Annotated in this window: 18 protein-coding genes; 11 read left to right on the top strand and 7 right to left on the bottom strand. The window is 41.0% G+C overall.

The genetic code is table 11. From position 1 onward, the window contains the following. Positions 1–6 precede the first annotated feature (6 nt). Together H1A14_RS14860 and H1A14_RS14855 are read right to left on the bottom strand one after the other, a co-directional pair. Positions 7–348 (bottom strand): MGMT family protein, encoded by a 342-nt coding sequence (locus tag H1A14_RS14860; protein ID WP_194777070.1) that lies wholly within the window; start codon positions 346–348, stop codon positions 7–9. Then, entirely contained in the window at positions 335–1,120 is a 786-nt protein-coding gene (locus H1A14_RS14855; RefSeq protein WP_228527796.1) for a mechanosensitive ion channel family protein, read from the bottom strand. Before H1A14_RS14855 ends, H1A14_RS14860 begins: the two co-directional genes overlap by 14 nt. Positions 1,121–1,289: 169 nt before the next feature. Between H1A14_RS14855 and H1A14_RS14850 the strand changes: the two genes are divergently transcribed. From H1A14_RS14850 to H1A14_RS14840, 3 genes are all read left to right on the top strand, one after another. Continuing rightward, complete coding sequence (locus H1A14_RS14850) at positions 1,290–1,967, top strand: SDR family NAD(P)-dependent oxidoreductase (RefSeq protein ID WP_194777068.1); 678 nt, start codon at positions 1,290–1,292, stop codon at positions 1,965–1,967. A gap of 70 nt (positions 1,968–2,037) precedes the next feature. After that, positions 2,038–2,670: a head GIN domain-containing protein gene (locus H1A14_RS14845; protein ID WP_228527795.1), complete on the top strand. Its 633-nt coding sequence runs from the start codon at positions 2,038–2,040 to the stop codon at positions 2,668–2,670. Positions 2,671–2,699: 29 nt separating this feature from the next. Further along, positions 2,700–3,164 (top strand): nuclear transport factor 2 family protein, encoded by a 465-nt coding sequence (locus H1A14_RS14840; RefSeq protein WP_194777066.1) that lies wholly within the window; start codon positions 2,700–2,702, stop codon positions 3,162–3,164. A 20-nt stretch (positions 3,165–3,184) separates the two neighbouring features. Here the strand turns inward: H1A14_RS14840 and H1A14_RS14835 are convergent, their stop codons facing one another. Together H1A14_RS14835 and H1A14_RS14830 are read right to left on the bottom strand one after the other, a co-directional pair. Further along, a complete protein-coding gene (locus H1A14_RS14835; RefSeq protein ID WP_194777065.1) occupies positions 3,185–3,358 on the bottom strand; it encodes a hypothetical protein in 174 nt (57 codons plus the stop codon). Between the two features lie 94 nt (positions 3,359–3,452). Next, positions 3,453–3,875 carry an META domain-containing protein gene (locus H1A14_RS14830; RefSeq protein WP_194777064.1) on the bottom strand — a complete coding sequence of 141 codons (423 nt, stop codon included), beginning with the start codon at positions 3,873–3,875 and terminating at the stop codon, positions 3,453–3,455. A 569-nt stretch (positions 3,876–4,444) separates the two neighbouring features. On the opposite strand from H1A14_RS14830, the gene thrA reads away from it, so the two are divergent. Genes thrA through thrC form a run of 3 tightly spaced genes read left to right on the top strand, consistent with a single transcriptional unit; the run spans position 4,445 to position 9,137 of the window. Continuing rightward, positions 4,445–6,892 (top strand): bifunctional aspartate kinase/homoserine dehydrogenase I, encoded by a 2,448-nt coding sequence (gene thrA, locus H1A14_RS14825; protein WP_194777063.1) that lies wholly within the window; start codon positions 4,445–4,447, stop codon positions 6,890–6,892. Beyond that, positions 6,889–7,830 carry a homoserine kinase gene (locus tag H1A14_RS14820; RefSeq protein ID WP_194777062.1) on the top strand — a complete coding sequence of 314 codons (942 nt, stop codon included), beginning with the start codon at positions 6,889–6,891 and terminating at the stop codon, positions 7,828–7,830. The genes thrA and H1A14_RS14820 overlap by 4 nt, the downstream gene beginning before the upstream one ends. Further along, on the top strand, positions 7,827–9,137 hold the full coding sequence (gene thrC / locus H1A14_RS14815; RefSeq protein WP_194777061.1) for a threonine synthase: 1,311 nt from the start codon (positions 7,827–7,829) through the stop codon (positions 9,135–9,137). Before H1A14_RS14820 ends, thrC begins: the two co-directional genes overlap by 4 nt. Before the next feature lie 31 nt (positions 9,138–9,168). Here the strand turns inward: thrC and H1A14_RS14810 are convergent, their stop codons facing one another. Beyond that, positions 9,169–11,199, bottom strand: coding sequence for a M56 family metallopeptidase (locus H1A14_RS14810; RefSeq protein WP_194777060.1), 2,031 nt, complete (start codon positions 11,197–11,199; stop codon positions 9,169–9,171). Next, positions 11,199–11,573 (bottom strand): BlaI/MecI/CopY family transcriptional regulator, encoded by a 375-nt coding sequence (locus tag H1A14_RS14805; RefSeq protein WP_194777059.1) that lies wholly within the window; start codon positions 11,571–11,573, stop codon positions 11,199–11,201. Before H1A14_RS14805 ends, H1A14_RS14810 begins: the two co-directional genes overlap by 1 nt. 328 nt (positions 11,574–11,901) lie before the next feature. Between H1A14_RS14805 and H1A14_RS14800 the strand changes: the two genes are divergently transcribed. Continuing rightward, positions 11,902–12,684 carry an NRDE family protein gene (locus tag H1A14_RS14800; protein WP_194777058.1) on the top strand — a complete coding sequence of 261 codons (783 nt, stop codon included), beginning with the start codon at positions 11,902–11,904 and terminating at the stop codon, positions 12,682–12,684. Between the two features lie 24 nt (positions 12,685–12,708). Then, a complete protein-coding gene (locus tag H1A14_RS14795; RefSeq protein WP_194777057.1) occupies positions 12,709–13,698 on the top strand; it encodes a YpdA family putative bacillithiol disulfide reductase in 990 nt (329 codons plus the stop codon). 22 nt (positions 13,699–13,720) lie between these two features. Here H1A14_RS14795 and ade read toward each other — a convergent pair whose 3' ends face one another. Next, complete coding sequence (gene ade / locus H1A14_RS14790; protein WP_194777056.1) at positions 13,721–15,352, bottom strand: adenine deaminase; 1,632 nt, start codon at positions 15,350–15,352, stop codon at positions 13,721–13,723. 236 nt (positions 15,353–15,588) lie between these two features. Here ade and cmk point away from each other — a divergent pair, with 236 nt between their 5' ends. The 3 genes from cmk to H1A14_RS14775 all read left to right on the top strand — a co-directional run bounded on the left by cmk (position 15,589) and on the right by H1A14_RS14775 (position 18,670). Beyond that, positions 15,589–16,284, top strand: a complete 696-nt coding sequence (gene cmk, locus H1A14_RS14785) for a (d)CMP kinase (protein ID WP_194777055.1) — start codon at positions 15,589–15,591, stop codon at positions 16,282–16,284. Further along, the gene (locus H1A14_RS14780; RefSeq protein WP_194777054.1) at positions 16,275–17,171 is read left to right on the top strand and encodes a 4-hydroxy-3-methylbut-2-enyl diphosphate reductase; all 897 of its coding nucleotides are present in this window, start codon (positions 16,275–16,277) and stop codon (positions 17,169–17,171) included. Before cmk ends, H1A14_RS14780 begins: the two co-directional genes overlap by 10 nt. A 134-nt stretch (positions 17,172–17,305) precedes the next feature. Next, positions 17,306–18,670 carry a Na(+)-translocating NADH-quinone reductase subunit A gene (locus H1A14_RS14775; RefSeq protein ID WP_194777053.1) on the top strand — a complete coding sequence of 455 codons (1,365 nt, stop codon included), beginning with the start codon at positions 17,306–17,308 and terminating at the stop codon, positions 18,668–18,670. Position 18,671 lies beyond the last annotated feature (1 nt).

The raw sequence follows: 18,671 nt of genomic DNA, 5'->3' as shown, positions 1-18,671 counted from the left end.
TCCTGCTCAATCAATTCCCAATTCAAGGGATGGGTCCCAGAAATGCACCTTAAAATCCTGGATTTGATCCTCTTTTATCACTAAGCCCTCCCTTTCCAGCCTTTCCTGCATTTCTGTGGGACTAGCAAAATGATGTTTGCCCGTCAACAAGCCGTTTCTGTTGACCACCCTATGGGCTGGAACACCGGTTTGGCCATGGGATGCATTCATGGCATACCCGACCATCCGGGCACCACTTTTGAGCCCTATGTATTGTGCAATGGCACCATATGAGGTGACCCTTCCAGGCGGAATGAGTTTCACCACTTGGTAGACCAAGTCAAAGATATTTTCCTTATTGGTTTTCACGGGCAAAGAAAATCAAGGATTGATTTACGGCTCTTTTGATCTCTCTTTCCTGTTCCTTTTCAGCGCTTTTGAGCACAAATTGTATTTTCAGCCTAAAGCTATCTTTTTGGATGGCGATGGTTTTGAGTGAAAAAGTCTCCATGGAAATGTGTTGATCAAAGGGTTTCAGGTTTTCCTTGACTTTTTCTTCCAGACCCAACAAATCAAATTTTCCTGAAATTTTCAATTCAAATTCGAAACTCAGTTTTTTAAAGTCCTGTCTCGAATGGTTGGAAACCTGGGAAGTTAAAAATAGGGTGTTGGGTATCATAACCAGGTCATCATCTTCATTTACAAGTACCGTATTGAGCAAGGTTACATCTACGATTTTGCCTTTATGGTCACCGATCCGGATATGGTCTCCCAAAGAAAACTGGTCTGAAAACATGATGATCAAGCCATTGATCATATTGGTGATGTAATCTTTGCTAAGCAAGGCTATGGCTGCGGCTACAATGGTAATGCTGGTGAAAAAATTAACAGGGTCAATGTTGAACAAAAGCATGATAGAGATCAAAAACAGACCAACATTGATGATGTTGGCAATATGATTGATACCTAACACAAAATTTTTCTGAAAGATGTTTTCATTCTTTTTTCTCAGGTAAAACCTAACGGTGATGATCCTGCCTAAGGACACCAGAATATTTCCTGCAAGAAAAAAAGTGGTGGCTTTCAAAAAGTTAACCATCAAGGTTGGCGTCCTGATATTTTCACTGGCTAAAAATTCCATTAGAAAGATTAGGGTGAAATAGAAAAAAATTTTTAAAATAAAAACGCTTCTTTTCTGGTTTTCCTTTACAGCATGAGGGGTTTTCAAGTTATCCATGACTTTTTACGAAAATAAATCTTAATTTTAAGTCAGACATACATCTTTTTTGCTTACAAACATACAGAAAACCATGGATAGAAATATCATCATAACAGGAGCTGCGGGAAATTTGGGATCGGCTGTGGTGGAAAAATTCAAACGGGAAGGTTACCGGGTCATTGCCCTTATTGAGCCTGATTCTGGGGATGAGGTAGAAGAGGCTGATGATGTCTATGAGGTAGATGTAACCGACAGCAAGGCTGTAGAAATTTTCAGCAAAGAATTTACCTTACAATATGGAGAATTGGAAGCGATTGCCATGTTGGTAGGAGGTTTTGGGATGGGAACAATTGAGGAAACAAGCTTGGATGACTTGAATAAAATGATCAAATTAAATTTCTTTAGTTCTTTCAATATGGTCAAATTTTTTCTACCGATCATGAAAAAATTTGACAAGGGAAATCTTCTTATGGTTGGTGCTAAACCTGCCCTGCCAAATGAGGAAGGAAAGGAAGTTGTGGCATATAGTTTGAGTAAAGGTTTGGTGTTACAACTTGCTGCTTTGGTTAACCAAGAAATACAGGGTACGGGTATCCGTTCACATGTTTTTGTGCCAAGTGTGATAGATACGCCAGAAAACAGGGATGCCATGCCAGATGCTGATCATTCCAAATGGGTGACACCTGCAGAAATAGCAGAATCTATGCACTTTGCAGCTTCCAACCATGCACTCAGAAGTATGACCTTTAAATTATATGGAAATGTTTGATCTCAACAGGTTAAAAAATTCAGTATTTTTCTTGATTTTGTTTGCTTTCATTTCCCAGCCAATGATTGGGATGTCCCAAACAAAAGAAGAAACCAGACCCCTTCAGGCGTTTAATGCGGTAAAAATTTCCCACGGCATTGAGGCTGAATTGATCAAGGGTAATAAGCATGAAATCCAGATAACAGTTTCTGGAGTAGGACTCGATAAGGTTGAAACGGTAGTGAAAGACAGGTTGTTGGAAGTCAAAATGGGGAGGGGAAATTTTAGGTCCACCAGTGTTAAGGTAAAAATCACTTACACTGATCTCTCCCAAATAGAGGCCAACAATAGCGCCAAAGTTTTTGTAAATGAAACCATACAGAGCCAAAACATCAAGTTATCGGCTTTCAACAGTGCTTATCTTGAGGTGGAAGTGAACGGCACCAATTTGAGTCTTGAGGCCTCAACCAACGCTAAAATCCACATTAATGGAAGTTCCAAAGACCTCTCCCTGAATGCCTACACCAATGCTGAAATTGATGGACAGGAATTAATGGTCAGTAATGCCCAGGTCAAAGTGAATACGGCAGCCTCAGCAACCTTTGAGGTCTCTGATAGTTTAAAGGGATCCGCTGGGACCACTGGTAAGGTAACCTACCTTGGAAATCCAAAGATTTTGGATGTTTCTACTTCTACAGGCGGAAGTATAGAGCCTAAAAATTAATTGATTTAAGCTGCTTTTTCCTATAAAAAATGACACCAAAAATCCTTGTTTCACTTTGTCTTTTCTTGACCGGTTTTTGGTCTGTTTCCATTCCAGATCCAAATGATGAGGAAGAGGTGGTTGCGACCATTGAACAGCTTTTTGAGGGAATGAGAAATAAAAACCAAGCTTTATTGAAAGGCGCCTTTCATGAGGAGGCAGTGATGCATACGGTTGGGAATAGCCCCGATGGCACTCAGCTTGGGAGCAATACAGTAAATGATTTCATCAATCGAATCGTTGAAATCCCTCCAGGGACTATTTTGGATGAAAGAATTATTGATTATAAAATCAGCATAGATGGAGACATGGCGGCAGCTTGGACATCTTATATGTTTTACATCAATGATGAATTTTCCCATTGCGGGGTCAATTCTTTCCAACTGATCCGTATACAGGGTGAGTGGAAAATCACATACGTAATTGATACCAGAAGGAAAAATGATTGCCATTGAGTGCTGAAAAATAGGGATGCTCACCATTTGCTTTTTTTGAGCTCCTTTGCCACCAGCAGGATAATCACCAACTCAGCCAAAATAAACACTCCGACAAATAGAAGTTGTGCTGAATCATTCTTAATGCTGCCTTTGAATAAAATAAAAACCAAAAAGACAACAATTGCGAGAATAAATCCGGTTTTGATTTTCATGAAATATTCCTGAATTAAAGTCCCTAAAGATAGGCATAAAAAAATCTGATCGCTCTTGAGCAATCAGATTATCATGCGTGTAAGTATAAGTTGGTTAATCTTGAGGTAAAAAAGTCATGATTTCTTGGGCTCCTTGAAGCAGGGTAAGTTTATCTTTTGTGATTCTAAAATTTGCAACTTCTCCTAACGCACTGAGAAATTCGGTTTCTCCGCCACCATTGGGACAGGCTTTTTTTGTTGTGGCTCCGGGATTGAGGTTGATCAAGCCCCCCTCAAATTCAAAATCTCCGTTAAAATTATTGCAACCTGTGTAGCCTGTAAGATTGCCGCCTTCCCCAAAATTCAATGTAGGTAACCCAGAGGTAAATTTAGACATATCTAACTCACCTCCCATTAATGACGATAGTACCCAGTTATTTCCTGTAAGCATGCTAATGGCATTGGATCCTGAAAGCGACGAACATCCACTAAAACCGATAAATACGATCATTAAAAATAATGCAGATAGCTTTTTCATAACGTGTAAATTTTAATATGAACTACGACAAATATAATTAATATTTTTAAGGAATGATTGTATGAAATGAAAAAAAATAGACATTAAAGAGATTTTTCTGCCTATATAAATATTCCAATCGGATTGTACTTAATTGTCAATACAGTAATTTTATTTCGTAAAAATTTGAATCTCCAAAATTTATCTTGAAAATTAAATAAATTGAAGCGATGAGAATAATATTTCACTAAGATCTTCATTTACTTTTTTACATTGTTGTTTCTTTAATTTTATTACGGTTTAATTCTAAATTCTCTAAAATTTAATTTGGTATATTAGAAAATTGTCAGTAAGATTGTCCATCAATTTGAAAGACATGTTTTTTAGCACGCACAATACTCCTGTATGTACCACCCAATGCGAAAGTGAATTGGGCGTTGCGTTCTTCCTATCTTCCGATATTACCCTTACTTTTACCGGTACCACTACGGGGTAGTTCCCGTTTCAATTTACATATTTCCCCTTGCCCCTAGGTCTTCTGTAGACCTCCCAAACCATTTATATCTCATTTTACCTATTGAATATCTTTTATGAAAGTTTTGAAATTTGGAGGTTCATCCATAGCCAACCGAGAAAATATAGAAAAGGTCTTACAACTCATAGAACCTGCCATAAGAGCAAAAGAAGGCACCATTATTTTTTCTGCCTTTGGAGGTGTGACAGAGGATCTATTGACTTGCTCAAGATTTGCCTTGGAAAATGACAATGACTACCAACTGATACTCAAGAATCTTGAAAAAAGGCATATTTCCATCGTAAAGGAATTAATCCCTGTTCAGTCCCAGTCTCCTGTTCTGACTTTTGTTAAAGTCAGGTTCAATGAACTTGAGGACCTCTGTCATGGAATTTACCTGATTAAGGAATGCTCCCCTAGAACCTTGGATTATGTTGCCAGTTTCGGAGAAAGGCTGTCTGCATACATCCTTACTGAGGTGTTAAAAAACAGAGGGCTTGATGTTCAATACCTGGATGCCCGGCAAGTGATCAAAACCAACGATAGATTTGGTCATGCTAAGGTTGATTTCAATCAGACCTATAGCTTGATTCAGCAGCATTTTGAAGAAAATCATCCTGTCAAAATTGTAACTGGATTTATTGCTTCCACCGAACACGGGGAGACGACCACGATAGGAAGAAGTGGATCGGATTATACTGCGGCTATTTTTGCTGGAGCCTTGGATGCAGATATTCTTGAAATTTGGACCGATGTACCTGGAGTGATGACTGCTGATCCTAAATTGGTCTACACGGCTTTTACCATCCCGCAGTTGAGCTACAGTGAGGCGATGGAGCTGTCTCATTTTGGTGCTAAAGTGATATTTCCGGCCACCATGCAGCCGGCCATGAAAAAAAACATTCCCATTCAGATAAAAAACACTTTTGACCCAGAAAACCCCGGCACCCTGATCAACGGTCAAGCCAAGAATGGGAAATTGATCAAAGGGATTTCTTCTATGTCTGCCGTTAGCTTACTCAACATCCAAGGCACAGGATTGATAGAGGTAGTCGGGGTTAGCAGAAGAGTCTTTGGTGCTCTTGCAGATGCTGGAGTCAATGTAATTTTGATCAGTCAGGCATCTTCTGAGCATTCAATTTGTGTTACCGTATTGTCTAAGGAGAACAAATTGGCCAAAGCGGCAATCGAAAGAGAGTTTGCGTTTGAAATCAGAAACGGCGAAATGGATGCCGTTCAGATCATGCCTGATATGGCTATAGTGGCGGCGGTAGGAGAAAACATGAAACATAATCCAGGCGCGAGCGGAAGGATGTTTCAGGCTTTGGGCCGAAACAATGTCAATGTTTTTGCCATAGCTCAAGGAAGCTCAGAACTGAATATTTCAGCAGTAGTCGCACAAGCCGATCTTCAAAAAGCTTTGAATGCTCTGCACGAGGTGTTTTTTCTTTCGGATTACAAAGTACTTCATGTATTTCTCATAGGAGTTGGACTGATCGGCAAAACCCTTATCAAAATGATAGGCAACCAACAACAGAAACTCCAAAAAGAAAACCTTTTGGACATTCAGATCCATGGATTGGCCAATTCGAGATTCATGTGTTTTCATGAAGATGGTTTTGACCTGAAAAACTGTCCCGTACCAGCCGAAGGCGATCAACCCACGGATCTACAGCTTTTCATCAAGACCATGGAAGAGATGAATTTTTCTAATTCTGTGGTGGTCGATTGTACGGCAAGCCAAGAGGTATCTGATGCCTACCAACAGATTTTGGAAGCAAAAGTGGCCATTGTCACACCCAATAAAAAAGCCAATTCAGGTTCTTTGGAAAAATACCGTGAGCTGAAGGCGCTTTCAAAAAAGCGGGGGGTTAAGTTTCTTTATGAGACCAATGTAGCCGCTGGACTGCCCGTGATCAATACGCTGCAGGATTTGATGTTAAGTGGGGATAAGGTGATCCGGATAGAAGGGGTGCTCAGTGGTTCCATGAATTTCATTTTCTCCGAATTGGAAAAAGGTCTTCCTTTCAGTGAAGTTGTTTTTCAAGCAAGAGAAAAGGGTTATACTGAACCAGATCCAAGGGATGATTTGAGCGGTATGGATGTTGCCAGAAAGATCCTGATTTTAGGCAGAGAGGCTGAGGAAGAATTGAACTTTGAAAATATCGATATCCAAAGCATGGTGCCTGAAGATTGTGAACAAGCAGCTTCAGTGCCGGAATTCTTTGAAAGACTCAAAGCCCACGACCAGCATTTTGCAGACCTATTAAAAAAAGCCAATGAGGAAGGCAAAAAACTTAGATTTATGGCAGCCTTGGAAAATGGAAAAGCAAGGGTAGGACTTAATGCCGTAGAATCCAATCATCCGTTTTATAACCTCAAGGGAAGCGATAACATGATTTTATTCACCACAGAGCGTTATCATGATTTCCCGATGATCATAAGGGGACCTGGTGCAGGTGCGGATGTCACTGCCGCAGGGGTATTCGCTGACATCATAAGACTCGGGAATTATTCAAGATGAAATCTATAACTGCTTTCGCCCCTGCCACAGTGGCCAATGTTTCTTGCGGATTCGATATCCTCGGTTTTGCTATTGATGAGCTCGGGGATAAAGTGACTGTTGGGTTGGGTGACCGTCCAGGGCTTCATGTGGTCCATATTGAAGGAGATGGAGGTAAACTTCCTTATGAAGCAGAGCAAAATACCTGTACCGTAGCGATTCAGGCCATGCTGTATGCCCTTGGTGAATCCATAGATCTTGAAGTTCGTTTGGAAAAAGGATTGCCACTCGGAAGCGGCATGGGTTCCAGTGCGGCAAGTGCAGTGGCGGCCTTGGTTGCATGCAATGAACTGTTGGGAAACCCTTTTCAAAAGCAAGCCTTGCTTCCATTTGCCATAGAAGCAGAAAGGGTAGCCTGTGGCGCTGCCCATGCAGATAATGTTGCCCCTTCTCTCTTGGGTGGCTTTGTGCTGATCAGGGATTATGAAACCCTTGATGTGATCAAACTCCATGTCCCAGCAGGACTTTATGCTACATTGGTTCATCCTCATCTGGAATTGAATACCGCTGACTCCAGAAGTGTGCTCAGACAAAAAATTTCTCTAAAAGAAAGTACCATACAATCAGGCAATATTGCCGGATTGATTGCAGGCTTGTACTCAGAAGATTTGCCGTTAATCAGCCGATCCTTAAAAGATGTGATAGCTGAACCATCAAGGGCTTTATTGATACCGGGTTTCTATGAAGTCAGGCAGGGAATAAAAGAAGCAGGAGCTTTGGGCTCTGGAATTTCTGGTTCAGGTCCTACTACCTTTATTCTTTCTCCAAATAGGGATATCGCTCTAAAAAGTGGTGAAATCAGCAAAGAAATATTTGAAAAATTGGGCTTAGAGACCGATATCTATACCTCTGCCATCAATGTAAGAGGCGCTTATTGCATCCCAAACACATCACCATGAAATATTACAGTACACAAAATAAAGATCATCAAGTTTCCCTCAAGGAAGCTGTAATACAAGGATTGGCACCTGATCAAGGGCTTTATATGCCTCTCCACATTCCCGAACTCCCCGATGGATTTTTTGAAAATATCAAGAAAATGAGCTTTAGGGAAATTGGATATGAGGTTATTGGTGCGTTGTTTTCGGAAGACCTGAATCCTGATCAAATCAAAGATTTGGTCGACCATACCTTGGTTTTTGATGCACCCCTTGTCCAAGTGGAAGGAGATGTCTATAGCTTAGAATTGTTTCATGGGCCTACTTTGGCTTTCAAGGATTTTGGGGCAAGATTTTGTTCCAAACTGATGAGTCTCCTTTTGGAAGGGGAAGAGCGTAAAGTCAGGGTGTTGGTGGCTACTTCCGGGGATACGGGAAGTGCAGTAGCCAATGGCTTCTACAAAGTGCCAGGCGTGGAAGTAATCGTGCTATACCCTAAAGGAAAAGTCAGTGAGATACAGGAAAAACAATTCACCACTTTGGGAGAGAATATTCTGGCTTTGGAAGTGGATGGGGTATTCGATGACTGCCAAAAACTGGTCAAAGAAGCCTTTCTAGATCCGGAGCTTAAGGCCAACATGTTGCTGACTTCTGCCAATTCCATCAATATAGCCAGGTGGATTCCTCAGTGCCTCTATTATTTTTATGCCTTCTCCAAATTGCCTCTCACCCAGAAAGAACTCGTCTTTGCAGTGCCCAGTGGCAATTTTGGTAATTTGGGTGCCGGAATTCTAGCCCAAAAAATGGGACTTCCCATTGCCCGGTTTGTGGCAGCCACCAATATGAATAAAGTTGTTCCGGAATTTCTGAACGGTGAGATATTTTTGGCTAAGCCTTCCATCCCCACCATCAGTAACAGTATGGATGTGGGCAATCCGAGTAATTTCTACCGACTCCTTGCTTTGTCCGATCAAGATGAAGAGAAGCTAAAGGATAATGTCAGGGGTTATTATTTTTCGGATAAGGCTACTGCCGAGGCAATGGTTAGCGTAAAAAGCCGTACAGGTTATATTCTAGAACCACATGGCGCAGTTGGGTATCTAGGCTTGAAAGCTTATCTGTCTCAGCATCCCGATCATGTGGGGATATTCCTTGAAACAGCCCATCCCGGCAAATTCCGCTCAGTGGTAGAAGAAATCTTACAAATGAAAATTACCCTACCCGAACGTCTGGAAAAATTCCTTGAAGGAACCAAAAAAATTGAAGCCATAGACAATGATTTTGAGGCATTCAAAAATTATCTGTTGGCCAAAGTGTCTTCCCATTGAATTAAGCGATTGTAAAGTAAAAAAAAGGGGATCAATTGTCCCCTTTTTTTACTTTTTCCTCAATCAGTTGCTGCAGCTCTTGTAATTGAACTTGGTTGTTTTTCTGCCACTCCTCCATTTTTTTCTGGAAGGCCTTGATTTGTTCTTGGTTTTCTTGTTGCCATTCTTCCATCTGTTTCTGGAATGCTTCTATTTTGGGTTGGTTCTCCTCCTGCCAGACTTTCATACTTTCCTTGTAGGCCTCAATTTGAGGTTCGTTGTTTTTTTGCCATTCCTTCATTTGTTTTTGGAATTCAATGATTTTAGGCTGTAAACTTTCTTGCAGCTCCTGCTGCTTTATCCGCATTTCTTCTGTCATATTTTCGCTGTATTCCAGCCAGTATTGCTTGAGTGCATTCCGTTCCTCCTGTGTTTTAGCCAGGTTTTCCTTAATTTTCAGTTTCATTTGTGCTATTTCCTCTTTGGACATCTTACTCGTATCCCGACGAAGGACCATCGCATTAACTTGGGCTTTATTTAAGGCAGAATCCATTTTGAAGATCTTAAAGTCAAAGGCTCCTTTATTGGAGGTGTCTGCAAAGAACTGATAAAAAACGGCGTCATTGAGTTCAAGTTTTGGCATATCTTCCCAAGCTGTCATCGGAGGCAAAGGAGTCAATGCACCCATAGGAAATTCAGGCGCCTCTGCAAAATCAAATGCTTTGAATTCAAAGCCTTCAAGGTCTGAACCAGAGTAATTCCATTCCACAATCTTCCCATCATTTGTCTCCAAGGTGTCACCTCTGATGATCATGTATTTTTTTGTATTTCGCTTTAGGCTATCTGATTCACCATTTGCTTCATTTTGGATGAAGACAAAATCAACCTCTTTGCCAAGTTTACTAGTATCAGAGACCATCATTTGGTTTTCTATTTCCTCGTTGATCAACTGATAAACCCGATCTTTATCCCAAGATGCATGAACTTCTTCTAATTGAAATGGCTGGATAGCATCATTCAAATCCACCAAATCCGATCTGTTTGCGCTTACGAAAAGTGTAGCGCTGAGTAATAGGGCAATCATCATAGTCATTAAATTAAGTGTAGTAGGATAGTGTTGAGTTGTTTTCATTCCCATGATCCGTTTGATTCTGTCCAGCGTAGGATGGGAGCTTTTGACGGCTGTCATGGCCATGTCAGGGGCTTTGTGATGAGCTTGGTTAAGGGTGTTGGCCAAACCATAAGCAAGATCTTTGGGTGCAATGCCAATCTTTATGGCCATATCATCACAGGAATTTTCTCTTTCTTCTCTTATTTTTTTATTGATCCACCAAAAAACCGGATGGAAAAAGTAGATCACCTCCAGGAGGGATTGGATTAAGTTGATAAGAAAATCATTTCGCTTGACATGGGCCAGTTCATGGGCAATGATCGCCTCCAATTGGGACGGACTAAGGTGGAAAAAAAGACCCAAAGGAATTAGGATGACCGGTTTGAATAAGCCATACGTCAGTGGCAAATCCACATGGGTGCTTTCAAGCAATTGGACGTGACAGCTTAGCTTGAGTTGGGCGGATAGCTTATTCAAGACCTGCTGCCATGGTTTGGAAGCTTTAGGGTGGTACTTAAGCCTAAGGTACCTGAGGTCAGCAAGACTGCCGCCGAGTTTGACCATGAAAAGTAAGGCACCAAAAATCCAAAGCTTCACCAGGAAGGGTATCCATGGTGCAATGTTTGCGTGGAACTGATCCCAAGCCGTAAACTTCTCATCCCATGAAGGAAGGTCTTGATTACTTATCCACCCATGGGTCAAAACTTCATGGTTTTCGGTTTGAGCACGATGGGAGTACTGTATCGGGCTATCCTTAAGGTAATAGGCAAGAGTGGCGATACTTGTCAATGTGATCAACAGCAAAGCAACCAAACCCATGGCATACCTGTAGGCGGAGGTTTTTTGTTGGGTCATCCGGAAAGTGGCCCACAACAACAAACCGATCCCACCTATTTGCCAAATGGCATGAACAAGCATCCAGCCTAAGGCAAAAAGGTATTTTTCAGGCAAAATTTGATTCAACCATTCCATTATTTATCTTTTTCAAGTTCATCTAAAAATGCACGTATTTCTTCGATTTCCTCTCTTGAAGGATTCCCCTGCCCCAAGGCCTGCATGACCAGATTTTTTGCAGAACCTGCAAATGCCGCACCCAAGAAATTTTTCACCAAAGTTTGCTGGGTGTCTTTCTTGTCCAGAGCAGGAAAATAGATATGGGTTCGGTTTTGCTCATTCCGATTCAGCAAACCCTTGGTATGCATGATTTGCATGGTCTTCAGCGTGGTGGTGTATCCAGTATCTTTATTTTCAGCCAATTTCTCATGAATTTCTCTTACTGTCGCTTGTTTCAGCTGCCACAAGATTGACAAGATTTCAAGTTCTGATTCTGTGGGTTTAGGAGTCATTTTTATAGGTACGATTTGTTTCGTAACAAAAGTATACGAGATTCATCGTAATTACAAAAAATATACGATTCTTTTCGTATTAAAAATTGTTAAAATATTAAAATCATTTGTAATGTTCTCTATAGTAGTAATTTAGGCCTTTTTTCTCATTCCAATCTGGCAATTTACTTTTTTAGAAACTTTATGCCCTTCAAAATAGTTGTATATACATTAAATCAAAATAATCTCAACTGCACAGAACACTTTATCTGTAAAATGAGTGAAAAAGTGGTTTAATTCATCCGTAAGAAGGCCGGTGTATCCGGCCTTTTTTTATTAATTTGCCCACATGTGTTTAGTAGCCTTCAACTGGCATAATCATTCTGACTTTAAATTCATCTTGTCCGCCAACAGGGATGAATTTTTCAATAGGCCTTCGGAACGTCTTGGTTTGTGGCCAAGTGGGTTTTATGGAGGCAAGGATTTAAAAAGTGGAGGGACATGGTTAGGCATTCATCCCAATGGCCGTTTTTCTTTCATCACCAATTACCGTGACCTCCGACAGAAAATCAATCCAAAAATCAGCAGAGGACAGCTGGTCAGAGATTTTTTGGAAAGTAAAGTTGATCCATTGGATTATTTGAAAAAAGTAAAAAACGATAAAGCACAATATGAAGGATTTAATTTAATTGTTTCAGACGGGGAGAAGCTTTGCTATTATTCCAATCATGGCAAAGAAGTCATAGAATTACTTCCTGGAATGTATGGTTTAAGCAATGGGCTGCTGGATGTACCTTGGCCAAAAGTGAAATTGGCCAAAAAACAGATGAAAACCTTGCTTTTGCAAAAAACCATTCGGCCTGACCATCTATTGGGCATATTAGGATCTAAAGAACAATATCCCCAAGATGAACTACCCGATACAGGTCTTCCAAAAAATGAAGAAAGTGTGCTCTCGGCTCAGTTTATTCTTCTAGGGGACAACTATGGAACCGTCAACTCATCCGCCTTGCTCATTGGCCATGATGGTAAGGTGGTCTTCAAAGAAAGGACATTTGATCACTTAAAAGGAAATAGTGAAGACAAGCAAATAGAATTTCAACAGAAACAACAAACCAATCCCGAACTTTGATTTTGTATGCGTGTTTATTAAAATATGAATAATCTGGATGTTTTGATCATAGGCGGTGGCCCTATAGGTCTGGCTTGTGGCATAGAGGCCACTAAAGCCTCCCTTAATTATTTAATTGTAGAAAAGGGAACACTTACCAACTCCCTTTACAATTATCCTGTCAATATGACTTTTTTTTCCACTTCTGAAAAATTGGAAATGGGTGGGATTCCATTCATGTCCATCAGCCACAAACCCACAAGAACGGAAGCCCTTGAGTATTACAGAAGGGTAACCAAGCATTGGAAATTGAAGGTCAATATATATGAACAAGTGGAAAAGTTGGAAAGTATTGAAGGAGGCTTTCTCATTAAAACTTCAAAAGATACCTATCAGAGTAAAAAAGTGGTTATCGCTACAGGATTTTATGATTTGCCAAACCTGATGAAAGTGCCCGGGGAGGATTTACCCAAAGTGACCCATTACTACAAGGAACCATGGCCGTATATTGGGCAAAATATTTTGGTAGTAGGAGGTGGGAATTCGGCAGTTGATGTGGCTTTGGAAACATGGAGAAAAGGAGCCAATGTGACCATGGTATTTAAAGACGAAGGGGTAGACCCAAATGTAAAATATTGGGTCAAGCCCGATATTGAAAACAGAATCAAAGAAGGCGCTATCAAAGCCTATACCCACAGCCTGGTAAAAGAAATCCATGAAAAGGAAGTAACCTTGAATACCCCAGAAGGAGAAGTAAGTATACCGAATGATTTTGTACTTGCTATGACCGGTTATCGACCGAATTTTGCCTTGTTGAATCAACTGGGCATATCCCTTAGCCTGGATGAGAAAAGGCAACCTTGCTATGACCAAACCAATCAGGAATCCAATGTTTCTGGAGTATACCTGGCTGGCGTGGTCTGTGGAGGACTGAATACCAGAGAGTTTTTTATCGAAAATTCAATCGTCCATGCCGAAAGCATCATCAGTGACATCAAACACAAACTGGAGGGAAAACAGGATAAGGTCCTTTAAGCTTTTTTCTGTCAGCAACCATTTAGTCCAAAAACAGGTCTACGAATTCAAATTTCTTCCCATCAAACAATCCTTTATCACTTAATTTGAGGTCAGGGATAACTAAGAGAGCCATAAAGCTCAAAGTCATGAAAGGGGCCTCCAAGGTGGCGCCCATTTTTTTTGCCAATTGGTCTATTTCTGTGTAAGCCTTGGCGACTTTGTAGCCGTCCTCAGCCGACATAATTCCGGCGACTGGTAAAGGCAAGATCAACTCCTCATTTTCGCTGATGGCCGCTATGCCTCCTTTGGCTTTAATCAGCAAATTCACTGCCTTGGTAATGGCATGGTCATCTACTCCGACCGCTATGATGTTGTGGGAATCATGTCCCACAGAAGAAGCAATGGCTCCTGTCTTTAGACCAAAGTTTTTAATAAATGCAATGGCAGGGGAAGCCTCTTTATATCGGTTGATTACTGCTATTTTTAGGATGTCTTGTTCGATATTTGATTCTGCGTAGCCATTTTTTACCACGATGTCGCCTTCCAGTTGGGGTGTGATCAATTGGCCGTCCAAAGCTTCAATGACCCTTACTCTGGATCCATTTGCTTTCAGTAAAAAATCCTCCTTCTTTTTTGGCAAAATATTGAAATTATTGAGCTTATTTTGTTTTACGGATGGAATCAGTGAATTACCGTTCTCAGCTACCAATTTTCCATTGACGTAGGTTTGTTTGACTTCAAACCGATTGAGATCTTTTACCACAATAAAATCTGCTGGATCCCCAATCTGCAAACGGCCTACTTTCATGCTGTAATGGTCGATTGGGTTGATACATGCGGCCCGCAGCACATCAAAGAGGTTTTTTCCTTTTTCCACTGCTCTTTTTACCAACTGATTGATGTGACCTAGGGCTAGGCTATCCGGGTGTTTGTCATCAGAACAAAACATGATCTGATCAGGGAAATCATCAATTAAATCAATCAATGCATCGAAATTTTTGGCGGCGCTACCTTCTCTAATGGCGATTTTCATTCCAAGTTTAAGCTTGTTCAATGCTTCAGGTTTAGTAAAACATTCATGGTCGGTACTGATGCCGGCGGAAATGTATTTTGCCGCCAATTCTCCCATTAGCCCAGGCGCATGTCCGTCTACTGGTTTGCCATACTTCTGCGCAATTCCAATTTTTTCCATCACTTCAGGATCTCTGTTTACCGCACCTGGCCAATTCATCATTTCGGCCAAATAAGAAACCTCAGGAAGTTGCAGGAGCGCATCGATTTCTGCAGCATTGATCTCTCCCCCGGCAGTTTCAAAAGGGGTGGCAGGAACACAGGAAGGAGCGCCAAAATAAAATTTAAAGGGCACTTTTTTACCGTTTTCTATCATAAAATCCACCCCTGCTTTCCCACAAACGTTGGCGATTTCATGGGGATCTGATACGGTTGCCACGGTACCATGAACGACTGCCAATCTAGCAAATTCAGATGGAATGAGCATAGAAGATTCCACATGTACATGCGCGTCGATAAAACCCGGGAGGAGATATTGGTTCGGTGCGGATTCCAGTGGAGTGATTCCTGTAATTTCTCCATCCTTGATTTTTAGTTGGGTAGGGGCAATGATGTTTTTAGAAAGATCTATGAGTTGACCAGAAATGGTAAATGAAGGCATGTGTGTGTTTTTGATGAAGGGATAAATTTAAAAAATTAACTTGAAACATGGGACCCTCGTAAAAATTCAAGTTATAAAGCATTAAGCGGCTGGTGTTTTTGAGGTAAATAAAATTTTCCTTGCTTTATTATGGTCATACTTTGACTGTTTTGTGTAATAGGTCTCCTGCTATACCCCAAAAAGATTTTAATTGATTATATTTGCACCTGAAATAGAGGAAAAAGCGACTTTTGTTTATGGGTAAAATTGTGATTGCCATTGATGGTTTTTCAGGTTGCGGAAAGAGCTCAACGGCCAAATTGGTGGCAAAATCCCTCAACTACACTTACATTGATTCTGGGGCAATGTACCGGGCCGCTACCCTGCATTTCTTACAGCGAAACATTTCCCTGAGCAATCCCAAGGAAGTCCAAGCGGGCTTGGACTCGCTTAAAATATCTTTCCATACACATCATGGAAACCAAGAGACCTGCCTGAATGGGATAAACGTGGAGGAAGAAATCCGAACCATGAAAGTATCGGAGAAGGTCAGTGAAGTAAGCAAGCTCAAAGCCGTCCGAGAGGAACTTGTTGCCCAACAACAAGCATTGGGAAAACACAAGGGAGTGGTGATGGATGGAAGAGACATAGGAACTGTAGTTTTTCCAGATGCGGAATTAAAGATTTTTATGACTGCCGACCTGGAGGTAAGAGCAGCCAGAAGACAAAAAGAGTTACTCGAAAGAGGGCAAATGGTGCCATTGGAGGAGATTTCCAGAAATCTAGCAGAGCGGGACCATATGGATTCCACTAGAAAAGAAAGTCCATTGGTCAAAGCATTAGATGCTTTTGAATTGGATACCAGCCATCTTCATTTTGATGATCAGGTCAAAATCATCGTTGATATGGCCAATGAAAAAATACTTTTAAATACCAAAGAGGCATGGAAATAACCATAGATAAAAACTCAGGATATTGCTTTGGGGTGGAATTTGCCATTAAGATGGCGGAGGATGAAATGGAGACCTCGGATAAGCTCTATTGTTTAGGAGATATTGTGCACAATGACATGGAAGTAAAACGGCTCAGTGCAAAAGGTTTGGAGGTAATAGACAGAGAGGCGCTGCGGGAATTAAGCAATTGTAAAGTGCTGATTCGAGCCCATGGCGAGCCACCGGAAACCTATAAGACAGCCATAGAAAATAACATCGAATTGATAGATGCCTCCTGCCCAGTCGTTTTGAAGTTACAACATAGGGTGAAAACATCCTTCGACAAAATGCAGCGGGAAGATGGTCAGATTGTGATTTATGGGAAAAAAGGGCATGCCGAAGTCATCGGCCTAACCGGTCAAACCTTAGAAAAAGCGATCGTGGTGATGGAAGACAAGGATCTGGACAAAATTGATTTCGAAAAACCGGTAACCCTATTCAGTCAGACGACCAAAAGTACCAAAGGATTCTATTCCCTTAAGGAAAAAATAGAGCAGCGGATTTTGGCAGCCAAGGGTTCGCTTGAAGAAGTGGATTTTACTGCCAACGATTCCATTTGCAGGCAGGTTTCCAACCGGGAGCCTCAATTGAATAGGTTTTCAAAAGAAAATGATATCATCATCTTTGTGTCAGGCAAAAAGAGCTCTAATGGAAGAGCGCTGTATGAGGTCTGTAAATCACAGAATGACCGCAGTTATTTTGTGGAAAACGAGGATGAAATTGATCCGAATTGGTTTAAGTCAAATGATAGGGTAGGGATTTGTGGTGCTACATCTACCCCAATGTGGTTAATGGAGCAAGTTAAGGATTTTCTAACGGCTATGGCATCCGACAAAGCCGTTGTGTAATAATCAAAAAGCCAATATCTAAAATACACAGGCTTCTATAATTGAAATATTAGAAGAATTGTCTTCTAAAAACTGATGTATTTTATTAGATTTGAGGCGTTTTTCAACAGACCATCTAGTTTCAAAATTTAAATATGTCAAAAACTATAAAGTTAAAGAAAGGATTTGATATCAACCTGGCTGGAAAGGCCAAAAAGGAGTTGGTTGCGTTCAAACCTGCCCAGACTTTTGCCATCAAACCGACAGATTTCATCGGTTTGGCAAGACCAAAAGTATTAGTCAATGAAGGTGACACCGTAAAAGCAGGAACTCCGATCTTGTTTGACAAAGCCTTGGAAAAGGTCATGTACACCTCCCCGGTTTCTGGTGAAATAGTAGAGGTCAAGCGAGGAGAAAAAAGAAAGTTACTTGAAATCAAAATCCTGGCTGACAAAGAAATCAGTTTTGAAACATTCAAAAAACACCAAACGGCTGACTTAAAATCGATTTCCAGAGAAGCAGCCGTTGAGCTTATCGCCAAAAGTGGGGTTTGGCCTCAAATCATTCAAAGACCCTTTGGAGTCGTGGCCAATCCCGATGACACGCCAAAGTCTATTTTCATTTCAGGCTTTGATACTGCCCCTCTTGCACCTGATTACGGGTTTTTGCTCCTGGGACAGGAAAAGTATTTTCAGGCAGGTATAGATGTTTTGAAAAAATTAAGTGGAGGAAAAGTTTTCCTAGGTCTGAACGGTAACGAAAGCTCTCCTGAAATTTACAACAATCTTCAGGGTGTGGAAATCAATCAGTTTACAGGCCCACATCCTGCAGGAAACGTAGGAGTACATATCCATCATTTGGATCCCATAGGCAAAGGAGACCTCGTATGGACAGTAAATCCTTTTGGTGTAGCCCAAATTGGCAAACTCTTCTTGGATGGCAAATACGATGCTTCTAAAATCGTAGCCATCACAGGCTCTGAGGCCAAACAGGCTGTATATGCAAAAACATATTCTGGGGCATGTGTAGATACCATGGTCGAAGGCAATACCAAAATGGACAATGTTCGGGTAATTTCCGGAAATGTTTTGTCAGGTGAAAGAATTAACAGAGATGGTTATCTGGGTTTCTACCACAATCAGATCACAATGATTCCTGAAGGGGATTATTATGAATTTTTGGGTTGGATAAAGCCGACCATGAATAAATTAAGCTACCACCGGGCTTTGGGATTGTTTTCATTCCTAAATCCCAAAAAAGAGTTTGTCTTGGATTCCAATAGCAGAGGGGAAGAAAGGGCATTTGTTGAAACGGGGGTTTTTGAAAGCGTAACCCCAATGGATATCCTTCCCGTATATTTGCTGAAAGCCATCATGGCTGAAGATTATGATGATATGGAGGAACTTGGCATCTATGAAGTTATTGAAGAAGACCTAGCATTGTGCGAATTTGTGGATGTTTCTAAACACCCCGTACAGCAAATTGTTAGGAAAGGTATAGAATTAATACAATTTAGTTAAT

This window comes from Pararhodonellum marinum (assembly GCF_015354735.1).
Taxonomy (GTDB): Bacteria; Bacteroidota; Bacteroidia; order Cytophagales; family Cyclobacteriaceae; genus Pararhodonellum; species Pararhodonellum marinum.
This window is presented reverse-complemented; position numbering and strand designations above follow the sequence as displayed.